This window comes from Sphingobium phenoxybenzoativorans (assembly GCF_018286635.1).
Taxonomy (GTDB): Bacteria; Pseudomonadota; Alphaproteobacteria; order Sphingomonadales; family Sphingomonadaceae; genus Sphingobium; species Sphingobium phenoxybenzoativorans.
This window is the reverse complement of the sequence record NZ_CP073910.1, coordinates 4,786,511-4,801,814: the sequence shown is the minus strand read 5'-3', so window position 1 is coordinate 4,801,814 and position 15,304 is coordinate 4,786,511. Positions and strand designations below refer to the sequence as shown.

Genomic DNA, 15,304 nt, shown 5'->3' with positions numbered 1-15,304 from the left:
AAGCCTGCTTCCGCTCCCCAATGCATCATCCCATCGTCGGAATGACGAAGGCGCTGTCGCCGGTGCCGCCGCCGTCCGGCCAGCGCTGGGTGATCGTCTTGACCTTGGTCCAGAACTTCACGCCTTCCATGCCGTGCTGGTTGGTGTCGCCGAAGGCAGACCGCTTCCAGCCGCCGAACGTGTGGTAGGCGACCGGGACCGGGATCGGCACGTTGATGCCGACCATGCCGACATCGACGCGCGCCGCGAACTCGCGCGCCGCATGGCCGTTGCGGGTGAACAGCGCGACGCCATTGCCGTACTGATGCTTGCTGGGCAGCGACACCGCTTCCTCAAAGCTTTCGGCGCGGACCATCTGCAGCACGGGGCCGAAGATTTCCTCCTTATAGGCTTCCATGTCGGTGGTGACATGGTCGAACAGCGTCGGGCCGACGAAGAAGCCTTCCTCATGCCCCTGCAGCTTGAAGCCGCGGCCGTCGATCACCAGCTCCGCGCCTTCATCGACGCCGGTCTGAATCCAGTTCTCGATCTTCTGCTTATGCGCGGCGGTGACGACCGGGCCATAATGCGCCTCCGCATCGGTGGAGACGCCGACGCGCAGCGCCTCGATCGCCGGGATCAGCTTCTCGCGCAGGGCAATGGCGGTCTTTTCACCGACCGGCACCACGACCGGCAGCGCCATGCAGCGCTCGCCCGCCGAGCCGAAGGCCGCGCCGGACAGGTCGTTGACGACCTGGTCCAGGTCCGCGTCCGGCATGACGATGCCATGATTCTTCGCGCCGCCCATCGCCTGCACGCGCTTGCCGGCGTCGACGCCGCGCTTGTAGACATAATGGGCGATGTCGGACGAACCGACGAAGCTGACCGCCTTGATATCCGGGTGATCGAGGATGGCGTCGACCATTTCCTTGTCGCCCTGCACGACCTGCAGGATGCCCTCGGGCAGACCAGCCTCAAGGAACAGCTCCGCAAGGCGCACCGGCACCGACGGATCGCGCTCGGAGGGCTTGAGGATGAAGGCGTTGCCGGTGGCGATCGCGACGCCGGACATCCACAGCGGGATCATGCCGGGGAAGTTGAACGGGGTGATGCCCGCGCCGATGCCGAGCGGCTGGCGGAAGGAATAGACGTCGATGCCCGGACCAGCGCCCTGCGTATATTCGCCCTTCAGCACGTGCGGAATGCCGCAGCAGAACTCGATGACTTCCAGCCCGCGCTGGATGTCGCCCTTGGCGTCGGCGATGACCTTGCCATGTTCGGACGAGAGCAGGTGGGCCAGCTCGTCCATATTCTTCTCGACCAGCGCCTTGAAGTTGAACATCACGCGGGCGCGGCGCTGCGGATTGACGGCGGCCCATGCGGGCTGCGCCTTCTTCGCGGCTTCGACGGCCTGATCCAGCAGGGCCTTGTCGCCCAGCGCGACACGCGCCTGGACGCCGCCATTATTGGGATCGAACACATCGCTGTAACGGGCGGCCTTGCCGTCATGGGCAAAGGCAAGCTTGTGGGAAATCTCACGCATAACCGGCGGTTCCTCTCGGCATAGATCCTGATGGAGTCGTTGGCGCGCCTTCTGAACCATTGCGGAATTGCACACAATGGGGCACATGCGCAACATGGCGCTGCGATTTTGCAGGGGTGCGGTGAGATGTTCGACTGGGACGACCTGCGGATTTTTCTGGCGGTGGCCCGCGCGCGCAAGATCGCGCCGGCCGCGCGCACGCTGGGGATCGACGCGACGACGATCGGGCGGCGGCTGACGCGGCTTGGCCGGTCGCTGGAGGCCGAACTGTTCGAGATTGCCGGGGGAGAGCGCAGCCTTACCGAACGCGGGCAGGCGCTGTTCCGCCATGCGGAGGCCGTCGAAAGCGCCACGCTGGCGGCGATGGAGGAGGTGACGGGCGAATCGCGCAGCCTGTCGGGTCAGGTCCGCCTGTCGGTGGCCGAGGGGTTCGGCACATGGATTTTGGCCCCCGGCCTCGCAGACTTTCACGCGCAGAATCCGGGCATCCGGCTGGACCTGATCACTGCCTCCGGTTTCCTCAACCCGTCGAAGCGGGAGGCGGACATGGCGGTCATGCTGGCGCGGCCGCAACGCGGGCGGCTGGCGGTCCGGCGTCTGGGTGATTACCGCCTGCACCTCTATGCCGCCCCCGCCTATCTGCAGCGGGCCGGAAATCCGGGGCAGCGCGCGGCCCTGCGCGACCATACGCTGATCGGCTATGTCCCTGAATTTATTTTCTCGCCTGAACTCGACTATCTGGGCGAGGTGGAGGCGGGGCTGGAGGCGCATCTGCGCAGCACCAGCATCAATGTGCAGCACCGGATGGTCGCTGAAGGGGCCGGAATAGGGGTGTTGCCCGACTTTATCGGGCGCAGCGATCCACGGCTCGTGCCGGTGCTGGATGCCGATGTGGAGATACAGCGCAGCTTCTGGCTGGTCACCCATGGCGACATGCGGGCGCTGGCGCGGATCGCGGCAGTCGCCCAATGGCTGCAACGCCGTGTCGATTCCCTGTCGGTTGATCGCATCCGGCCTATCGACGTAACGTCCGCGTCACGTTAAGCGGAGACTCCAACCTTGAAGGGAGCATCCGGGTCGCGCCAATGCAGAACAGGTTCAAACGCATCCGCGCATCCGCTCTTGATTGCATGCCCGACCACCGGACGCAGGCGTCGGAATATCTGAACTTTCTGGCGGCCTGGGTGAAAAAGCCCCGGCAGACCGCCTCGGTGGTGCCGAGCAGCCGTTACCTCGCCCGCCTGATGGTGCGCGACATCGCGGCGGATGGCGGCCGGGTGATGGAGTTGGGCGGCGGCACCGGCGTATTCACCCGCGAGATATTGTCGACGGGCCTGCCCGCCGACATGCTGGAAGTGGTGGAGATCAACCCCGCCTTCGCGCGCGGCCTGCGCCGCCATTTTCCCGGCGTGTCGATTCTGGAGGTTCCCGCCCAGTCCGTCTCATCCAGCGCGGCGGGCAAGCCGGGCGACTATCAGATCGTCGTCAGCGGCCTGCCCTTGCTGGCGATGGACAAGGCGATGCACATCGCCATCCTGTCGGAAGCCTTCGCAATGCTGAAACCGGGCGGCAGCTTCGTCCAGTTCACCTATTCGCTGCGCCCGCCGATCAGCCGGGACACGATGGCCCTTCTCGGGCTGGAGGTTGAGCGCGTGGGGCAGACGGTGCGCAATTTCCCGCCCGCCACGGTGTTCCGCTTCACCCGTCCGGTCTGACGCAACGGATCTTCGTCCTGATGGGATTGGCGCGCGCTGGTGCCCGTGCGGCAAACGCGACACTTCCAACATCGCGGTCAAATCCAACGCATCAGGCGCGCAGGCGTGATCCTACAAAGTCGACACTTCCAACAAGGCCGGTCCAACAGGTCCGAAATTAACAATCATATTTCAATATCTTAAATGAAGGTGCGAAAAGGCCGGGACTGCATATACCGTCGCATTCGCCATCGCATTATGCCCGGTTTGTCAGACCAGAGTCAGCCGGTCGTCCAGTGACATGGCCTGAAGGAACGACACCGGACCGCCCGCGCTGATCCGCTGGTCCAGGTCCTCCGCCGCCAGACCGCACAGGCTCAGCCCGCTCTGGCAGGCGATGACCTCCACCCCCAAAGACAATGCGCCGTCCAGCAACGTCGCAAGCGGGGGCAGGCCGTGGGCGGCGTGCATGGCGTCGCCGGGCACGGCGATCGGCTGGCGAAGCAGCGCCGCCGCCTCATGCTGCAACAGGATCGCCGTGGGTTCGCCCAGCGCGGCATGCGCGGCCGCGATCGTCAATGCGCCGCGAAACCGTTCGGCATCGGCGGTCAGGACAATGATCTTCAGGCCGGGCATGACAGGGCCGCGCAGGCGGGGCAGGCCGGGTCCTTGGGCAGGGACAGGGTGCGAAACCGCAGGGACAATGTGTCGGCAAGCAGCACCTTGCCCGCGCTGTCGTCGCCGAAGGGACAGATGGCGCGGATCACCTCCAGCGCGGCCATGCTACCGATAATGCCGGTCAGCGCGCCAACGACGCCCTGATCGGAACAATTCACGTCCGGCCGCGCGGGATCGTTTCCGACAAAACAGCGATAGCAGGGCTTGTCCGCTTCCCATCCGCGATAGACGGCCAACTGCCCGTCAAACTGCCCCACGGCCGCCGAAATCAGCGGGATGCGCAGGTGCGTCGCTATGTCGGAAACGGCCAGGCGGGTATCGAAATTGTCGCATCCATCCAGGATGACGTCGGTATCGCGCAGCAGGTCCGCGGCATTGTCCCGCGTGATCCGCAGGTTGATCGGCACCAGCTTCACATCGGGGTTCAATCTTGCGACGGCGCTCATCGCCGCCTCCGCCTTTGGCCGGTCGATATCAGCGGTGCCAAACAGGGTTTGGCGCTGCAGGTTCGATAAGGATACCAGGTCATCATCAATGACCCGTATGGCGCCGACGCCCGCGGCCGCCAGATATTGGATGGCCGGGCTGCCAATGCCGCCCGCGCCGATCACCGCCACCTGGGCGGACAGCAGCCGGGCCTGCCCCGCGCCGCCGATTTCCTTCAGGATGATATGGCGCGCATAGCGTTCAAGCTGCGCGTCGCTCAACGTCATCCCTGAAATTCCACGGAGAAATCCAGCGTTGTCCAGTACCAGTGCGGCTGCCCATCGGCGGGGACGGGCGTATTGCCCTTCATCATGCGCAACTGTTCGGTCGCCGCGACGGTATCAAGGCCGGGACAGTCGGTGTTGAGCGGTACGATCTTGGACACGTTTCCCGTCCCGGACACCAGCACGAACATCGGCACGGACACGGTGCTCAGCTTGTTCTGGACGCTGACCGGCGTCTTGCACTTGCCGCGCTCGATCGCCGCAAAGCCTTTCAGGCTGCTCATCGCGGTTGTCCGGGCCGCTTTCGGCAGGGTCAGGCGCTCCGTAGACTCCAGCGATGTGGGCATGGGCGGCAATGTCTGCGCACAAGCGAAAGAAGGAATGGCAAAGGTCGCCAACAGGGCCAGTTGATACCTCATCCTCACACTCCTGTGGATCCGAACCCTCCCGCGCCACGGGCCGTTCCATCCAGTTCTTCTACCTCGGCGAAGCGGGCATGCTGCACCGGGGCGGGGACGAGCTGGGCGATACGGTCGCCCCGGCGAATGGGAAAGGCATCAGCCCCGTGGTTGATCATAATGATCTTCAGCTCGCCGCGATAGTCGCTGTCTATCGTGCCGGGCGTGTTGGGCACGGTGACGCCATGCTTCAGGGCAAGCCCGGACCGGGGGCGCACCTGCACCTCATAGCCCGGCGGGATCGCCATCGCGAAGCCGGTGGCGACCGCGTGCCGCTGACCGGGGGCAAGGTCCAGCTCCTCCGCCGCGACCACATCCATGCCGGCCGCGCCTTCGGTGGTGTAGGATGGGGCGGGCAGCCCCTCGCCATGTGGCAGGCGTTTCAGCAGGATATTAATCGTCGGCAGGGGATGTGAGGGCATTGGCCACTTTCTCGATCAGGCGGTTGGCGACGGCATCTTTGGGCAGGTCCTCCCAGCTTTCGGTGCCGCTGGCGGTGACGATATGGACCCGGTTGGCGTCGCCGCCCATCACGTCTCCCGACACATCGTTTGCGACGATCCAGTCAGCGCCCTTCTTTGCCAGCTTGGCGCGGGCATGCTCCTCCAGCTTCTGCGTTTCGGCGGCGAAGCCGATCAGCAGCGCGGGGCGCTTCGCATGATGGCCGAGCGTCGCGAGGATATCGGGATTTTCGGTTAGGGCGAGTGGCTCCGGCGCGTTTCCGGCTTTCTTGATCTTCTGCCCCGATGGCGCCTGCGCGCGCCAGTCGGCAACGGCGGCGACCATGATCGCGGCGTCGGCAGGGAGCGCGCCTTCGACCGCCGCCAGCATCTCCTGCGCGGTCTGGACATCGATCCGGTCGACACCGGCGGGCGTCGGCAGGGCGACCGGCCCCGCGACCAGCGTCACTCTGGCCCCGGCGGCGGCGGCCGCGCGGGCGATGGCGAAGCCCTGCTTGCCCGACGACCGGTTGGCGATGTAGCGCACCGGATCGATCGGCTCATGCGTGGGGCCTGCCGTCACCAGCACATGCCGCCCGGCAAGCGGCTGCTCCGGCCCGGCGAAATCGGGCTGGCCGCTCAGCGGATCGGGCAGGCGCGGCGCGGCGAGCAGCCGTTTGATCTCCGCATGGATCGCCTCAGGCTCCGGCAGGCGGCCTTTGCCATATTCGCCACACGCCATCGCCCCGCTGTCCGGCTCAAGGATGTGGATGCCGTCGGCGTGCAGCCTTTCCAGGTTCCGCTGCGTCGCCTTGTGGTGCCACATCCGCACGTTCATTGCGGGCACGGCCAGCACCGGCTTGTCGGTGGCGAGCAATATGGTGGTCGCCAGGTCGTCGGCGATCCCCGCCGCCATCTTCGCCAATATGTCGGCCGTGGCGGGGGCGACGACGATCAGGTCCGCCTGACGGCTAAGCTGGATATGGCCGATCTCCCGTTCTTCCTTCAGGTCGAACATGTCGCCATAGACATGATCCTCGGTCAGCACGCCCAGCGACAGCGGCGTCACGAACTTCTCCGCGCTCTTCGTCATCACCGCCCGCACGGCGATCCCGTCACGGCGAAGCATACGCACCAGCTCCAGCGCCTTGTAGGCCGCGATGCCGCCGGAGACGATGAGGAGGATGCGGGGTGGGGTCATGAAGTTAGTGCATATCGCCGGATTGCGGCGCGGAAAAGCCTTTCGGCCGCTGTTCGCGCTTCTGCGCTCGCTACTTGGCTGGTAGATGCGAAACAAGCGCGGGCGGCTTTGAACTCGTCATCCACAAAGGCGCGGATTGGCTGCGGCAGCGGCGCACTGCCCATTTCCTTGGAAGCGGCCTTGCGTGCGATGAGTTCAGCCACAATGGAACGAACTTCGGCGGACGGCTCGCATTGTTCCATCAATGTAGGGAAATGCATGGGGGCTATCCGTTCGCCAGGATGGTGGCGCATCCAGCGCAGGGAAGCGGCTGGCCGCAATGCGTAGAACAGCTTTTTGAGCGCAACATCCTTCTCATCAGAAAAATATTTTCGCCGCTGCGCCTCGCCCAGATGGAGGTAGTGACGAGCCACCGCATCGCGATCGGTATATCGTCTGGCAAGATCCAGCAATGCGTCCCGCAGCCAAATATCTCCGCGATACGCTATGGGCGAAGTTAGCCATTCGATTACGACCGCATTGCCCTTGAGCAGCAGTTTGACCGCTTTGCCAAGGTCCCAACCGTTCACATCCAGGACGCCATCGAGCGGCGTTTCTATTACGTCGCGCCGCATCCAGGGGGACAGATAGTCATCCTGTCGCCGCACATAGATAAAGCGGCAATCATAGTCGCTGTCGGGCGATGGAAAGCCCCAAGCGCGACTTCCGCTTTCGATCGCCCAGCCAATGACCACATGGTCACTGGCTTCAATCTCGTCCAGCCTTGCGTCGATCTGCGCGACCGTAACCGGGTCGAAGATTTCTGGAATGGATCGGAGGGGAGCAAGCATGTCCGGCTAAAGATGGGATGCGAAGATCATCGCCCCAGCCCCAGCCACGGCCGCAATCGCTGCCACCAACGCATATTTCCACCCGCCCCCAACGCGGATCAGCTTCACCTCGGTCAGTGGCGGCGGGGGTGGCGCGCCGCCCTTTTCCGGGAAGGCGTCCTCGATCCGGCGGATGAGGTCGGGCAGGCGCTGGAGCGTGCGGACGTTGCGGATCAGGCCATCGGCCAGCGCCGCCTCCGGTCCCAGCTCTGTGCGCAGCCATTCCTTCACATAGGGGCCGCTCGTTTCCCACATGTTGATCTGCGGATCGAGCGCCGTCGCGACGCCCTCGACCATCACCATCGTCTTTTGCAGGAGGAGCAGGTGCGGCTGCGTTTGCATGTCGAAATCGCGGGTGATGGCGAACAGGCCGTCGAGCATCTGGCCGACCGACAATTCGCTCACCGGCTTGCCGCGCATCGGTTCGCCCACGGCGCGGAGGGCCGTGGCGAACTCCGCGACGTCATGATGGGCGGGCACATATTGCGCCTCGAAATGAATCTCCGCGACGCGGCGGTAATTGCCCGTGATGAGGCCATAGAGAATCTCCGCCAGCCACATGCGCGCGCGCCGGTCGATCCGGCCCATGATGCCGAAATCGATCGCGGCGATGTCGCCCGACGGCGTCACGAACAGGTTTCCCTGATGCATGTCTGCGTGGAAGAAGCCCTCCGCGATCGCTTGTCGCAGGAAGGCGTTCACCAGCCGCGCGGCGATGGCCTTCAGGTCATGGCCCGCCGCGATCAGGGCGGCGCGGTCGGATATCTTGATGCCGTCGACCCACGCCATCGTCATGACCCGGCCGCTGGTGCGGTCCCAGTCGATGGCGGGGATGATGTAGCCGGGCATGGCCTGCATGGCTTCGGCCAGTTCGGAGGCCGACGCCGCCTCCCGCCGCAGGTCGAGTTCGCGCGCGGTCCAGCGTTTCAGGTTCGCGATGACCAGGCGCGGGCGCAGGCGCGCGGCTTCTCCGCCAAGCTGTTCCAGATGGGCGGCGGCCCATTCATAGGTCTGAATGTCGCGGCTGAACTGGTCGATGACGCCGGGGCGCAGGATCTTGACGGCGACGTCGCGGCCCTCGGTCGTGCGGGCGCGATGCACCTGCGCGATGGAGGCCGCGCCGACCGGGGTTTCGTCAAAGCTGGCGTAGACGGACTCCAGCGGACGCCCGAAACTCGCCTCTATCTGGGCGCGGATCGCGGCGAAGGGCACGGGCGGCAGCGCATCCTGCAGGCGCAACAGGTCCTGCGTCGCTTCTTCCCCGACCAGATCGGGCCGGGTGGCGAGCGTCTGGCCCAGCTTGATCGCCGCCGGGCCGATCGCCTGAAATGCGTCGGCATAGCGCGGCTGCTTCGGCACGCGCGCGCCGAACCGGGCAAGGCGGGCGAGGCGGCGGACCGGGGCGGGGGTCATCGGGTCGCGCTCGATCCCGCGCAACGCGCCATGCCGCGCGAGCGTCCGCCCCCATTTCAGGAGCCGCCAGAGATGGGTGATGTGAGAAGCCATCTACCTAAGCCCCTCCCTTTCAAGGGAGGGGGAAGGGGTGGGTGCGAGCGCAGCGAGCTTATGGGATACAGGTGGCGTGTACGCGCCGCTGACGCGGCGCACCCACCCCAACCCCTCCCTGGAAGGGAGGGGCTTATCCCGGTCGCGCATCATGCCTTCCAGCCGCTGTGGATCGCGACGAGACCGCCGAGGATCGGTTCTACCTTCGTGCTGACAAAGCCCGCCTTGCGGATCATGCCTTCGAATTTCGGCATGTCGGGGAAACGGCGGATCGATTCGATCAGATAGCGATAACTGTCCTCATCCTTCGCCAGCAGCTTGCCGAGTTTCGGCACCACCTTGTGCGAATAGGCGTCGTAAATGTCGGAGAAACCCGGCCACAGCGTCGCCGAAAATTCCAGGCAGAAGAAACGCCCGCCAAACTTCAACACGCGATGCGCTTCCTCCAGCGCTTGCTGGATATGGGTGACGTTGCGGATGCCGAAAGCGATCGTATAGGCGTCGAAGCTGCGGTCGGCGAAGGTCAGCGCCTCGGCATTCTGTTCCGACCAGGCGAGGCCGGTCAGCCCTTTCTTCTGCGCGCGCTCCATGCCGACGGCCAGCATTTCCGGGTTGATGTCCGACACGGTGACGTTCGCGCCGCGGGCGTGCATTCGGAAAGCGATGTCGCCGGTGCCGCCCGCCATGTCCAGGATCGCCTCGCCGGGCTGTGGCTTCACGCGGCGGACGAACTGGTCTTTCCAGAGGCGATGCGCGCCGCCCGACATGGCGTCGTTCATCAGGTCGTAGCTGGAGGCGACGTTGGAAAAGACGCCCCGGACCATGCCGGCCTTTTCGGAGGCGTCGACGTCGCGATAGCCGAAGGAAACTATGTCGTTCATGCGACCCGCTCTAGACAAGGGGCGGCGGGGATTCCAGCGGAGTCTTGCGGGGTAAATTTCTTGTTCAATTCCCCGTTCGTCCTGAGTAGCCATTGAGCGAAGTCGAAATGGCGTATCGAAGGACTTGAGCTTGGCGGAGCGATACTTCGATACGAGCCTTCGACAAGCTCAGTCTCTACTCAGCACGAACGGAGGGAGGGGACGTACCCCCTCCGACAATCTCACCCCGCCACCGGCGCACCAAACAGGTCGTGATCGTCCGCATCCTCGATCAGCACGTCGATGATGTCGCCCGGTTTCGCATCATCGCCAACATCGCGCAGAAAGACATTGCCGTCGATTTCCGGGGCGTCGGCCTGGCTGCGCGCGGTTGCGCCGATGCCGCCATCCTCCTCGTCCGGTTCGCCGACCTCGTCGATGATCACGGGCAGGGTGCGGCCGACCTTCGCCTGCAGCTTGGCGGCGGAGATCGCAGCGGTCTTTTCCATGATCCGCTGATAGCGTTCTTCCTTCACCTCCTCGGGCACCGGATTGTCGAGCGCGTTGGCCGCCGCGCCCTCGACCGCCTCGAACCGGAACGCGCCGACGCGATCAAGCTGCGCTTCGTCCAGCCAGTTCAGCAGATATTGGAAATCCTCCTCCGTCTCGCCGGGGAAGCCGACGACGAAGCTGGAGCGGATGGCGATGTCCGGCGCGATGCTGCGCCAGGTGCGGATGCGGTCCAGCACCTTCGCCTCGTTCGCGGGGCGCTTCATGCGCTTGAGCACTGACGGCGCGGCATGCTGGAACGGAATGTCGAGATAGGGGGTCAACAGCCCCTCGGCCATTAGCGGGATGACCTGATCGACATGCGGATAGGGGTAGACATAGTGCAGCCGCACCCAGGGCGCCCGCCCTTCCGCCGTGCGGAGCTGGCCCAGTTCGCGCGCCATGTCAGTCATATGCGCGCGCACTTCGCGGCCATGCCACATGCGCGGTTCGTGCCGGGTATCGACGCCATAAGCCGACGTGTCCTGGCTGATGACCAGCAGTTCCTTCGTTCCCGCCGACACCAGCTTTTCCGCCTCGCGCAGCACCGCGTCGATGCGCCGGCTGACCAGATCGCCGCGAAGCGAGGGGATGATGCAGAAGGAACAGCGATGATTGCAGCCCTCCGAAATCTTGAGATAGCTGTAATGGCGCGGCGTCAGCTTCAGGCCGCCTTCGGGCACCAGATCGACAAAGGCGTTGGGCACGGGCGGCGACGCCTCATGCACCGCGTTGACGACCTGCTCATATTGATGCGCGCCGGTGACCGCCAGGACCGAGGGGAAGCGCGCCCGGATCAGTTCCGCCTCATTGCCCATGCAGCCTGTAACGATGACGCGGCCATTTTCGGCGATCGCCTCGCCGATCGCCTCAAGCGATTCCTCCTTGGCGGAATCGAGAAAACCGCAGGTGTTGACCAGCACGACATCGGCCCCGGCATAGTCGGGCGACATCTGATAGCCGTCGGAACGCAGCTTGGTGAGGATGCGCTCGCTGTCGACCAGCGCCTTGGGACAGCCAAGCGACACCATGCCGACCTTGGGCGCGGGGGGGAATGCAGTTGCCATGATTGCCGCGCCACATAATGTTTCGCGCGGCAAATGTCACGGGGCGCGATTACGGGCGGTGAGCTAGTGTGTGATCCTTGGCTATGGGAATTGGCATCCCCGATGATCGCGCAATGATCCGAAGGTCTGTCATGCCCTGATATGGGTGATGCATCCATATCGAGGCAGGCTTTTCTCGACCTCATCCGGCTTTGAGTCCAGATACATGGAAGCGGCGCAGTTTGCAGACGTTGAAGGTAGAATGGTGCTCAATGATTCTGGCCGCACTCCTTTTGGTACAAGCGCTTTCGCAGTCGCCACCTTTGAACATTTTTGATGAACGCTACTCGACCGAAACTAAGAAGCAGTATGAAGCCTACACGCTATGCTTGGCCAAAGAAGCATATGACCGGCGTCAAGATGCCGGATCACCTGAGCAGCACGTTAAAGCGGCAAAGGCGGCATGCCAGAAGGAATATGCACTTTTTGTCGAACGCGTGGTGGAGGACTCCAAAGACTCGCCTGATGCGACTTCGGCAGCAACTGACGCTCGCTTTCTTCTCGATCGGCTGGATGCGCGCGTGATTATAAGCCCCCCTGCTCCAACCAAGTTGGCGCAACTGCCTGTTGAAAAGCTCATCGGTGATTGGCGTCTGGGGAATGGATCTCTGGCCGTCGATATGAAGATCCGTTTTACGGAAGATGGCTCAATGGTTGGTACATTGAAGTCGGAGTTCGAAGAATGGGCAGGCGGATTAAGTAGCTGGAAAGTTGAAGGCGACGGGACAAAGCGTGCGATATTTCATGCGTCTTTCGTGGACAAGAGGAGGGTCAGTTATAATGGGATTCCGTCGCCACCCTCTGAAATGAACTTTGTAAATATGACCGATCCCATGGTTCAACGCTTTGATCTCGTTAGAGAAGATGATGACCTGTTAATTAGATGGGTGTCCCCTGAGGGGGGAGGGACACTCAGATTTCGTCGCCAGATGGGAACTGCCCCAGAGGCCGCGAACGACTAGCCTTAAACGGGGCCGTCTAAAGGGCAGTCAGACCAAATCGCCATGAGTCCGCATGGATCGGGTCTCAAGCAACTTTGTCGCTTACTTGCGGGGCTTCATGTCCTTGCGCAGCGTTTTCATCAGCCAGGGTTTGATCGGGCTGGAGGGCCTGGCCTTGCCGTCTATCCGTTCCGCGCGGATCAGGCGCACGGGTTTCAGCAGCTTCTGCCCGCGCATCGCGCCTTCGCCGCCACCCGTCGGCATGGCCAGGATGCGCCGCACCGTGTCCATGCCCGCAACGACATGGCCGAACGCGGCATAGCCGGGATAGGCTCCTGCGGCGTCCATATTGGGCGTCGATCCCACGGTCAGGAAGAAATTGCCCATCGCCGTGCCCGGCGCGTTGCGCGCCATCGAAATGGTGGCGTCCAGATGCTGGATGCCGGTCTGCGTTGTCGGCTCATGCGGGATGGCGGGCAGGGTGCGGCGGGCGTCGGTGCCGACGCCGCCCTGGATGAAGCCAAGCTTCGGGTCGGTCTTGCGCCGCGCCGCGCGATAGAATTGGGTGTCGTCGAACCGGCCGTCATCGACATAGGTCATGAAATTGCCGGTCGTCTTGGGCGCGCGGCGGGCGTCGAGCGCGAGGATGATCGGCCCCTCCGACGTGACCAGGCGCACGCGCACGATGCCGGGCGCAGGGCCGGGCGCAGGCTTGTTCGTCCCTTGCGCATCGGCGCTGGCGGAAAAGGCGAAAGCCAGGAGAAACAGGCAGAGGAGGGAAGCAAATATGTGCCGCATCGTCTCCTTCGGGCTAAATGCAGGCCGGGCGGCATGCAACCCTACAGATCGAGCACTGGCACATTGAACATATTTTCCGGGCAGTTCACGGCCTGCCGCGCCACGACGAAGGCGTCATCCACGCGAATGCCCCTTTCCGCCAGAAACCCGGCGGCCGCGCGCAGGTGCGCCCCGGTCGTCATCACATCGTCCAGCAGGATCACGCGCCGCTTTGACGGAATCATGGCGGAGGCGCGCAGGTTGACGCGCAGCGCCGTTTCCGTGCGGCGGCGGCCCGCGGCGGTGCGGGGCACCGATCGCGCGAAGTGCAGCAGGGGCGCGCTTGCGAAATTGGGGTCGCGTATCTCGATCACCCGCGCGATGCGGCCGCCGACAAAATCGCTGCCGGGACGGGTATGGGTGCCGGAGGGGACAGGCACGATCGTCGCGCCTTCCTCATACCCCGCCGCCCTGATGGCGCGCAGCATCAACCGCGCCGCCAGCATCAGCGGCGTTTCCGGCCTGGCCGTGACGTTGGAGCCGAGGCCGATCCCGAACCCCGTCATGGTGTAGCCATAGTCCTGATTGATGCCGAGCTGCTTCAGCGCGCTGATCAGATTGCGCGCCTCCAGATCGACATCACGCCAGACGTCCGGCCAACCGGCCCCGCTTCCCCGGTAATAGCAAATCGCATGTACGCGCAGCGCCCCACTCCGCCCCCGAGAATCGACGCCAAGACGCTATGGGCGTTTTGCAACATGCCGATTGCAAAGATCGCATTGGTTAACGCCGTATCATTACGGGACAGTATCGACGCTGGCCAGTCTATGTTGCGGTGCGGAAATTAGGGCGTGGAATCATCCACTTCGGATTAATCGTCCGTGTCGGGCACCGATCCCTTGCCCGGAATCACCTCAACAATCATATCTCCGGGCATCAGGCTCCTTGCGCCCTTTTCCCAGAATCCCACGGGCTGGCCGCCGCGATAGATGCGCAGGGCGATGCCGGGTCCGGCGGCGGAGAGGGGCTTGCCCACCTCGTCCGGGCGCACCATCCGCTCGCCCAGTTGCACCCGCCCGCCAGCCGAGGCGAGGTCCGCCATATAGGCGGCGATATGCGGCCCGGAACAACTGCCCGCCAGCAGCAGCCCGGCAAAGCTGACCGGGTTGATCACGGTCGTTGCGCCCGCCTGTCGCGCGGGCAGCTCATTATCCTCGTTCCGCACGACGATGCTGATCGGCAGGTCGGGGGCCAGGTGCCGGGCGGTCAACGTGATCAGGATCGACGTGTCGTCCCGTCCTGCCGATACGATCATCGTCCGCGCCCGGTCGATGCGCACATCGGTCAGCGTCCGGTCGCGGGTCGCATCGCCGCACAGGATATTGCACCCCAGCCCCTCGGCGACCTGCAGCGCCTTTTCGCCTGTGTCGATGACGACGATCTCATGCGCGTTGGTGCCGCGGCTCAGCAGTTCGTTGACCGCCTCATTGCCGCTGGTGCCGAAACCGGCGACGACGATATGGTTGTGCAGAGCGTCCTGAATGCGTGCCATGCGCCACCTGTAGAGAATGTTGCGGAAAAAGAGACTATAGGCCGTGCCAAGAAAGATCAGCCAGATGAACAGGCGGATCGGCGTGACAATCACCGTTTCGAACAGGCGGGCGTCCGGCGTCACCGGCACGATATCGCCATAGCCCACCGTCGTCACGGTGACGGTGGTGAAATAGAGCACATCGATGAAGCTGATGTGATTGTCGTAATTGTCTTTCAGGCCCGCGCGGCCAAACCAGTGCAACAGCAGCACCAGCACGCCGAGCAGCAGGATCAGCGCCACCCGCCAGGCAAGGTCGGCCCAGACCGGCATGGCGGAACGGCGGCGCAGGAAGCTGACGCCCTCCCGCGAGGGCCTGACGGGCAGGCGCATTATCGTTTCCCGCTTGAATGGTCCGCGCGCATCGCGGGCAAGCTAACGGCTTTTGCCCGCCCTGCCTAT

General features: G+C 64.1%; 16 protein-coding genes. 3 read left to right on the top strand and 13 right to left on the bottom strand.

Going from position 1 to position 15,304, the window contains the following annotated elements:
* Nucleotides 1-25 precede the first annotated feature (25 nt).
* Complete coding sequence (locus KFK14_RS23775) at nt 26-1,522, bottom strand: CoA-acylating methylmalonate-semialdehyde dehydrogenase (RefSeq protein ID WP_212609400.1); 1,497 nt, start codon at nt 1,520-1,522, stop codon at nt 26-28.
* Between the two features lie 126 nt (nt 1,523-1,648).
* Here KFK14_RS23775 and KFK14_RS23770 point away from each other — a divergent pair, with 126 nt between their 5' ends.
* A complete protein-coding gene (locus KFK14_RS23770; RefSeq protein ID WP_070157805.1) occupies nt 1,649-2,566 on the top strand; it encodes a LysR family transcriptional regulator in 918 nt (305 codons plus the stop codon).
* Nucleotides 2,567-2,607: 41 nt separating this feature from the next.
* Nucleotides 2,608-3,237, top strand: coding sequence for a class I SAM-dependent methyltransferase (locus KFK14_RS23765; RefSeq protein WP_070157796.1), 630 nt, complete (start codon nt 2,608-2,610; stop codon nt 3,235-3,237).
* A gap of 249 nt (nt 3,238-3,486) precedes the next feature.
* On the opposite strand, the gene KFK14_RS23760 is transcribed toward KFK14_RS23765, so the two are convergent.
* The 9 genes from KFK14_RS23760 to rimO all read right to left on the bottom strand — a co-directional run bounded on the left by KFK14_RS23760 (nt 3,487) and on the right by rimO (nt 11,554).
* A complete protein-coding gene (locus KFK14_RS23760; protein WP_212609399.1) occupies nt 3,487-3,852 on the bottom strand; it encodes a peroxiredoxin in 366 nt (121 codons plus the stop codon).
* Nucleotides 3,840-4,607 (bottom strand): HesA/MoeB/ThiF family protein, encoded by a 768-nt coding sequence (locus KFK14_RS23755; protein WP_212609398.1) that lies wholly within the window; start codon nt 4,605-4,607, stop codon nt 3,840-3,842. The genes KFK14_RS23760 and KFK14_RS23755 overlap by 13 nt, the downstream gene beginning before the upstream one ends.
* A complete protein-coding gene (locus KFK14_RS23750) occupies nt 4,604-5,023 on the bottom strand; it encodes a hypothetical protein (RefSeq protein ID WP_212609397.1) in 420 nt (139 codons plus the stop codon). The genes KFK14_RS23755 and KFK14_RS23750 overlap by 4 nt, the downstream gene beginning before the upstream one ends.
* A 2-nt stretch (nt 5,024-5,025) precedes the next feature.
* Nucleotides 5,026-5,484 carry a dUTP diphosphatase gene (gene dut / locus KFK14_RS23745; protein ID WP_212609396.1) on the bottom strand — a complete coding sequence of 153 codons (459 nt, stop codon included), beginning with the start codon at nt 5,482-5,484 and terminating at the stop codon, nt 5,026-5,028.
* Nucleotides 5,456-6,703, bottom strand: coding sequence for a bifunctional phosphopantothenoylcysteine decarboxylase/phosphopantothenate--cysteine ligase CoaBC (gene coaBC, locus KFK14_RS23740; protein ID WP_212609395.1), 1,248 nt, complete (start codon nt 6,701-6,703; stop codon nt 5,456-5,458). The genes dut and coaBC overlap by 29 nt, the downstream gene beginning before the upstream one ends.
* Nucleotides 6,700-7,533: a nucleotidyltransferase domain-containing protein gene (locus KFK14_RS23735; RefSeq protein ID WP_212609394.1), complete on the bottom strand. Its 834-nt coding sequence runs from the start codon at nt 7,531-7,533 to the stop codon at nt 6,700-6,702. Before KFK14_RS23735 ends, coaBC begins: the two co-directional genes overlap by 4 nt.
* 6 nt (nt 7,534-7,539) lie before the next feature.
* Nucleotides 7,540-9,078, bottom strand: a complete 1,539-nt coding sequence (gene ubiB / locus KFK14_RS23730; protein WP_212609393.1) for a 2-polyprenylphenol 6-hydroxylase — start codon at nt 9,076-9,078, stop codon at nt 7,540-7,542.
* A 149-nt stretch (nt 9,079-9,227) separates the two neighbouring features.
* The gene (locus tag KFK14_RS23725; protein WP_212609392.1) at nt 9,228-9,959 is read right to left on the bottom strand and encodes a class I SAM-dependent methyltransferase; all 732 of its coding nucleotides are present in this window, start codon (nt 9,957-9,959) and stop codon (nt 9,228-9,230) included.
* Nucleotides 9,960-10,180: 221 nt separating this feature from the next.
* A complete protein-coding gene (gene rimO / locus KFK14_RS23720; RefSeq protein WP_212609391.1) occupies nt 10,181-11,554 on the bottom strand; it encodes a 30S ribosomal protein S12 methylthiotransferase RimO in 1,374 nt (457 codons plus the stop codon).
* Nucleotides 11,555-11,805: 251 nt separating this feature from the next.
* Here rimO and KFK14_RS23715 point away from each other — a divergent pair, with 251 nt between their 5' ends.
* The gene (locus tag KFK14_RS23715; RefSeq protein ID WP_212609390.1) at nt 11,806-12,555 is read left to right on the top strand and encodes a hypothetical protein; all 750 of its coding nucleotides are present in this window, start codon (nt 11,806-11,808) and stop codon (nt 12,553-12,555) included.
* Between the two features lie 81 nt (nt 12,556-12,636).
* Here the strand turns inward: KFK14_RS23715 and KFK14_RS23710 are convergent, their stop codons facing one another.
* The 3 genes from KFK14_RS23710 to KFK14_RS23700 all read right to left on the bottom strand — a co-directional run bounded on the left by KFK14_RS23710 (nt 12,637) and on the right by KFK14_RS23700 (nt 15,235).
* Entirely contained in the window at nt 12,637-13,332 is a 696-nt protein-coding gene (locus KFK14_RS23710; RefSeq protein WP_212609389.1) for a peptidylprolyl isomerase, read from the bottom strand.
* A gap of 41 nt (nt 13,333-13,373) precedes the next feature.
* Nucleotides 13,374-13,877, bottom strand: coding sequence for a ComF family protein (locus tag KFK14_RS23705; RefSeq protein ID WP_212609388.1), 504 nt, complete (start codon nt 13,875-13,877; stop codon nt 13,374-13,376).
* Between the two features lie 305 nt (nt 13,878-14,182).
* On the bottom strand, nt 14,183-15,235 hold the full coding sequence (locus tag KFK14_RS23700; protein ID WP_212609387.1) for a potassium channel family protein: 1,053 nt from the start codon (nt 15,233-15,235) through the stop codon (nt 14,183-14,185).
* Nucleotides 15,236-15,304: the final 69 nt, after the last annotated feature.

Coding starts and splice junctions, on each gene's coding strand:
- rimO (WP_212609391.1), bottom strand. CDS start 11,554: ATGGCAACTGCATTCCCCCCCGCGCCCAAGGTCGGCATGGTGTCGCTT.
- KFK14_RS23705 (WP_212609388.1), bottom strand. CDS start 13,877: ATGACGGGGTTCGGGATCGGCCTCGGCTCCAACGTCACGGCCAGGCCG.
- KFK14_RS23700 (WP_212609387.1), bottom strand. CDS start 15,235: ATGCGCCTGCCCGTCAGGCCCTCGCGGGAGGGCGTCAGCTTCCTGCGC.
- KFK14_RS23710 (WP_212609389.1), bottom strand. CDS start 13,332: ATGCGGCACATATTTGCTTCCCTCCTCTGCCTGTTTCTCCTGGCTTTC.
- KFK14_RS23770 (WP_070157805.1), top strand. CDS start 1,649: ATGTTCGACTGGGACGACCTGCGGATTTTTCTGGCGGTGGCCCGCGCG.
- KFK14_RS23755 (WP_212609398.1), bottom strand. CDS start 4,607: ATGACGTTGAGCGACGCGCAGCTTGAACGCTATGCGCGCCATATCATC.
- KFK14_RS23775 (WP_212609400.1), bottom strand. CDS start 1,522: ATGCGTGAGATTTCCCACAAGCTTGCCTTTGCCCATGACGGCAAGGCC.
- KFK14_RS23750 (WP_212609397.1), bottom strand. CDS start 5,023: ATGAGGTATCAACTGGCCCTGTTGGCGACCTTTGCCATTCCTTCTTTC.
- ubiB (WP_212609393.1), bottom strand. CDS start 9,078: ATGGCTTCTCACATCACCCATCTCTGGCGGCTCCTGAAATGGGGGCGG.
- KFK14_RS23765 (WP_070157796.1), top strand. CDS start 2,608: ATGCAGAACAGGTTCAAACGCATCCGCGCATCCGCTCTTGATTGCATG.
- coaBC (WP_212609395.1), bottom strand. CDS start 6,703: ATGACCCCACCCCGCATCCTCCTCATCGTCTCCGGCGGCATCGCGGCC.
- dut (WP_212609396.1), bottom strand. CDS start 5,484: ATGCCCTCACATCCCCTGCCGACGATTAATATCCTGCTGAAACGCCTG.
- KFK14_RS23760 (WP_212609399.1), bottom strand. CDS start 3,852: ATGCCCGGCCTGAAGATCATTGTCCTGACCGCCGATGCCGAACGGTTT.
- KFK14_RS23715 (WP_212609390.1), top strand. CDS start 11,806: ATGATTCTGGCCGCACTCCTTTTGGTACAAGCGCTTTCGCAGTCGCCA.
- KFK14_RS23725 (WP_212609392.1), bottom strand. CDS start 9,959: ATGAACGACATAGTTTCCTTCGGCTATCGCGACGTCGACGCCTCCGAA.
- KFK14_RS23735 (WP_212609394.1), bottom strand. CDS start 7,533: ATGCTTGCTCCCCTCCGATCCATTCCAGAAATCTTCGACCCGGTTACG.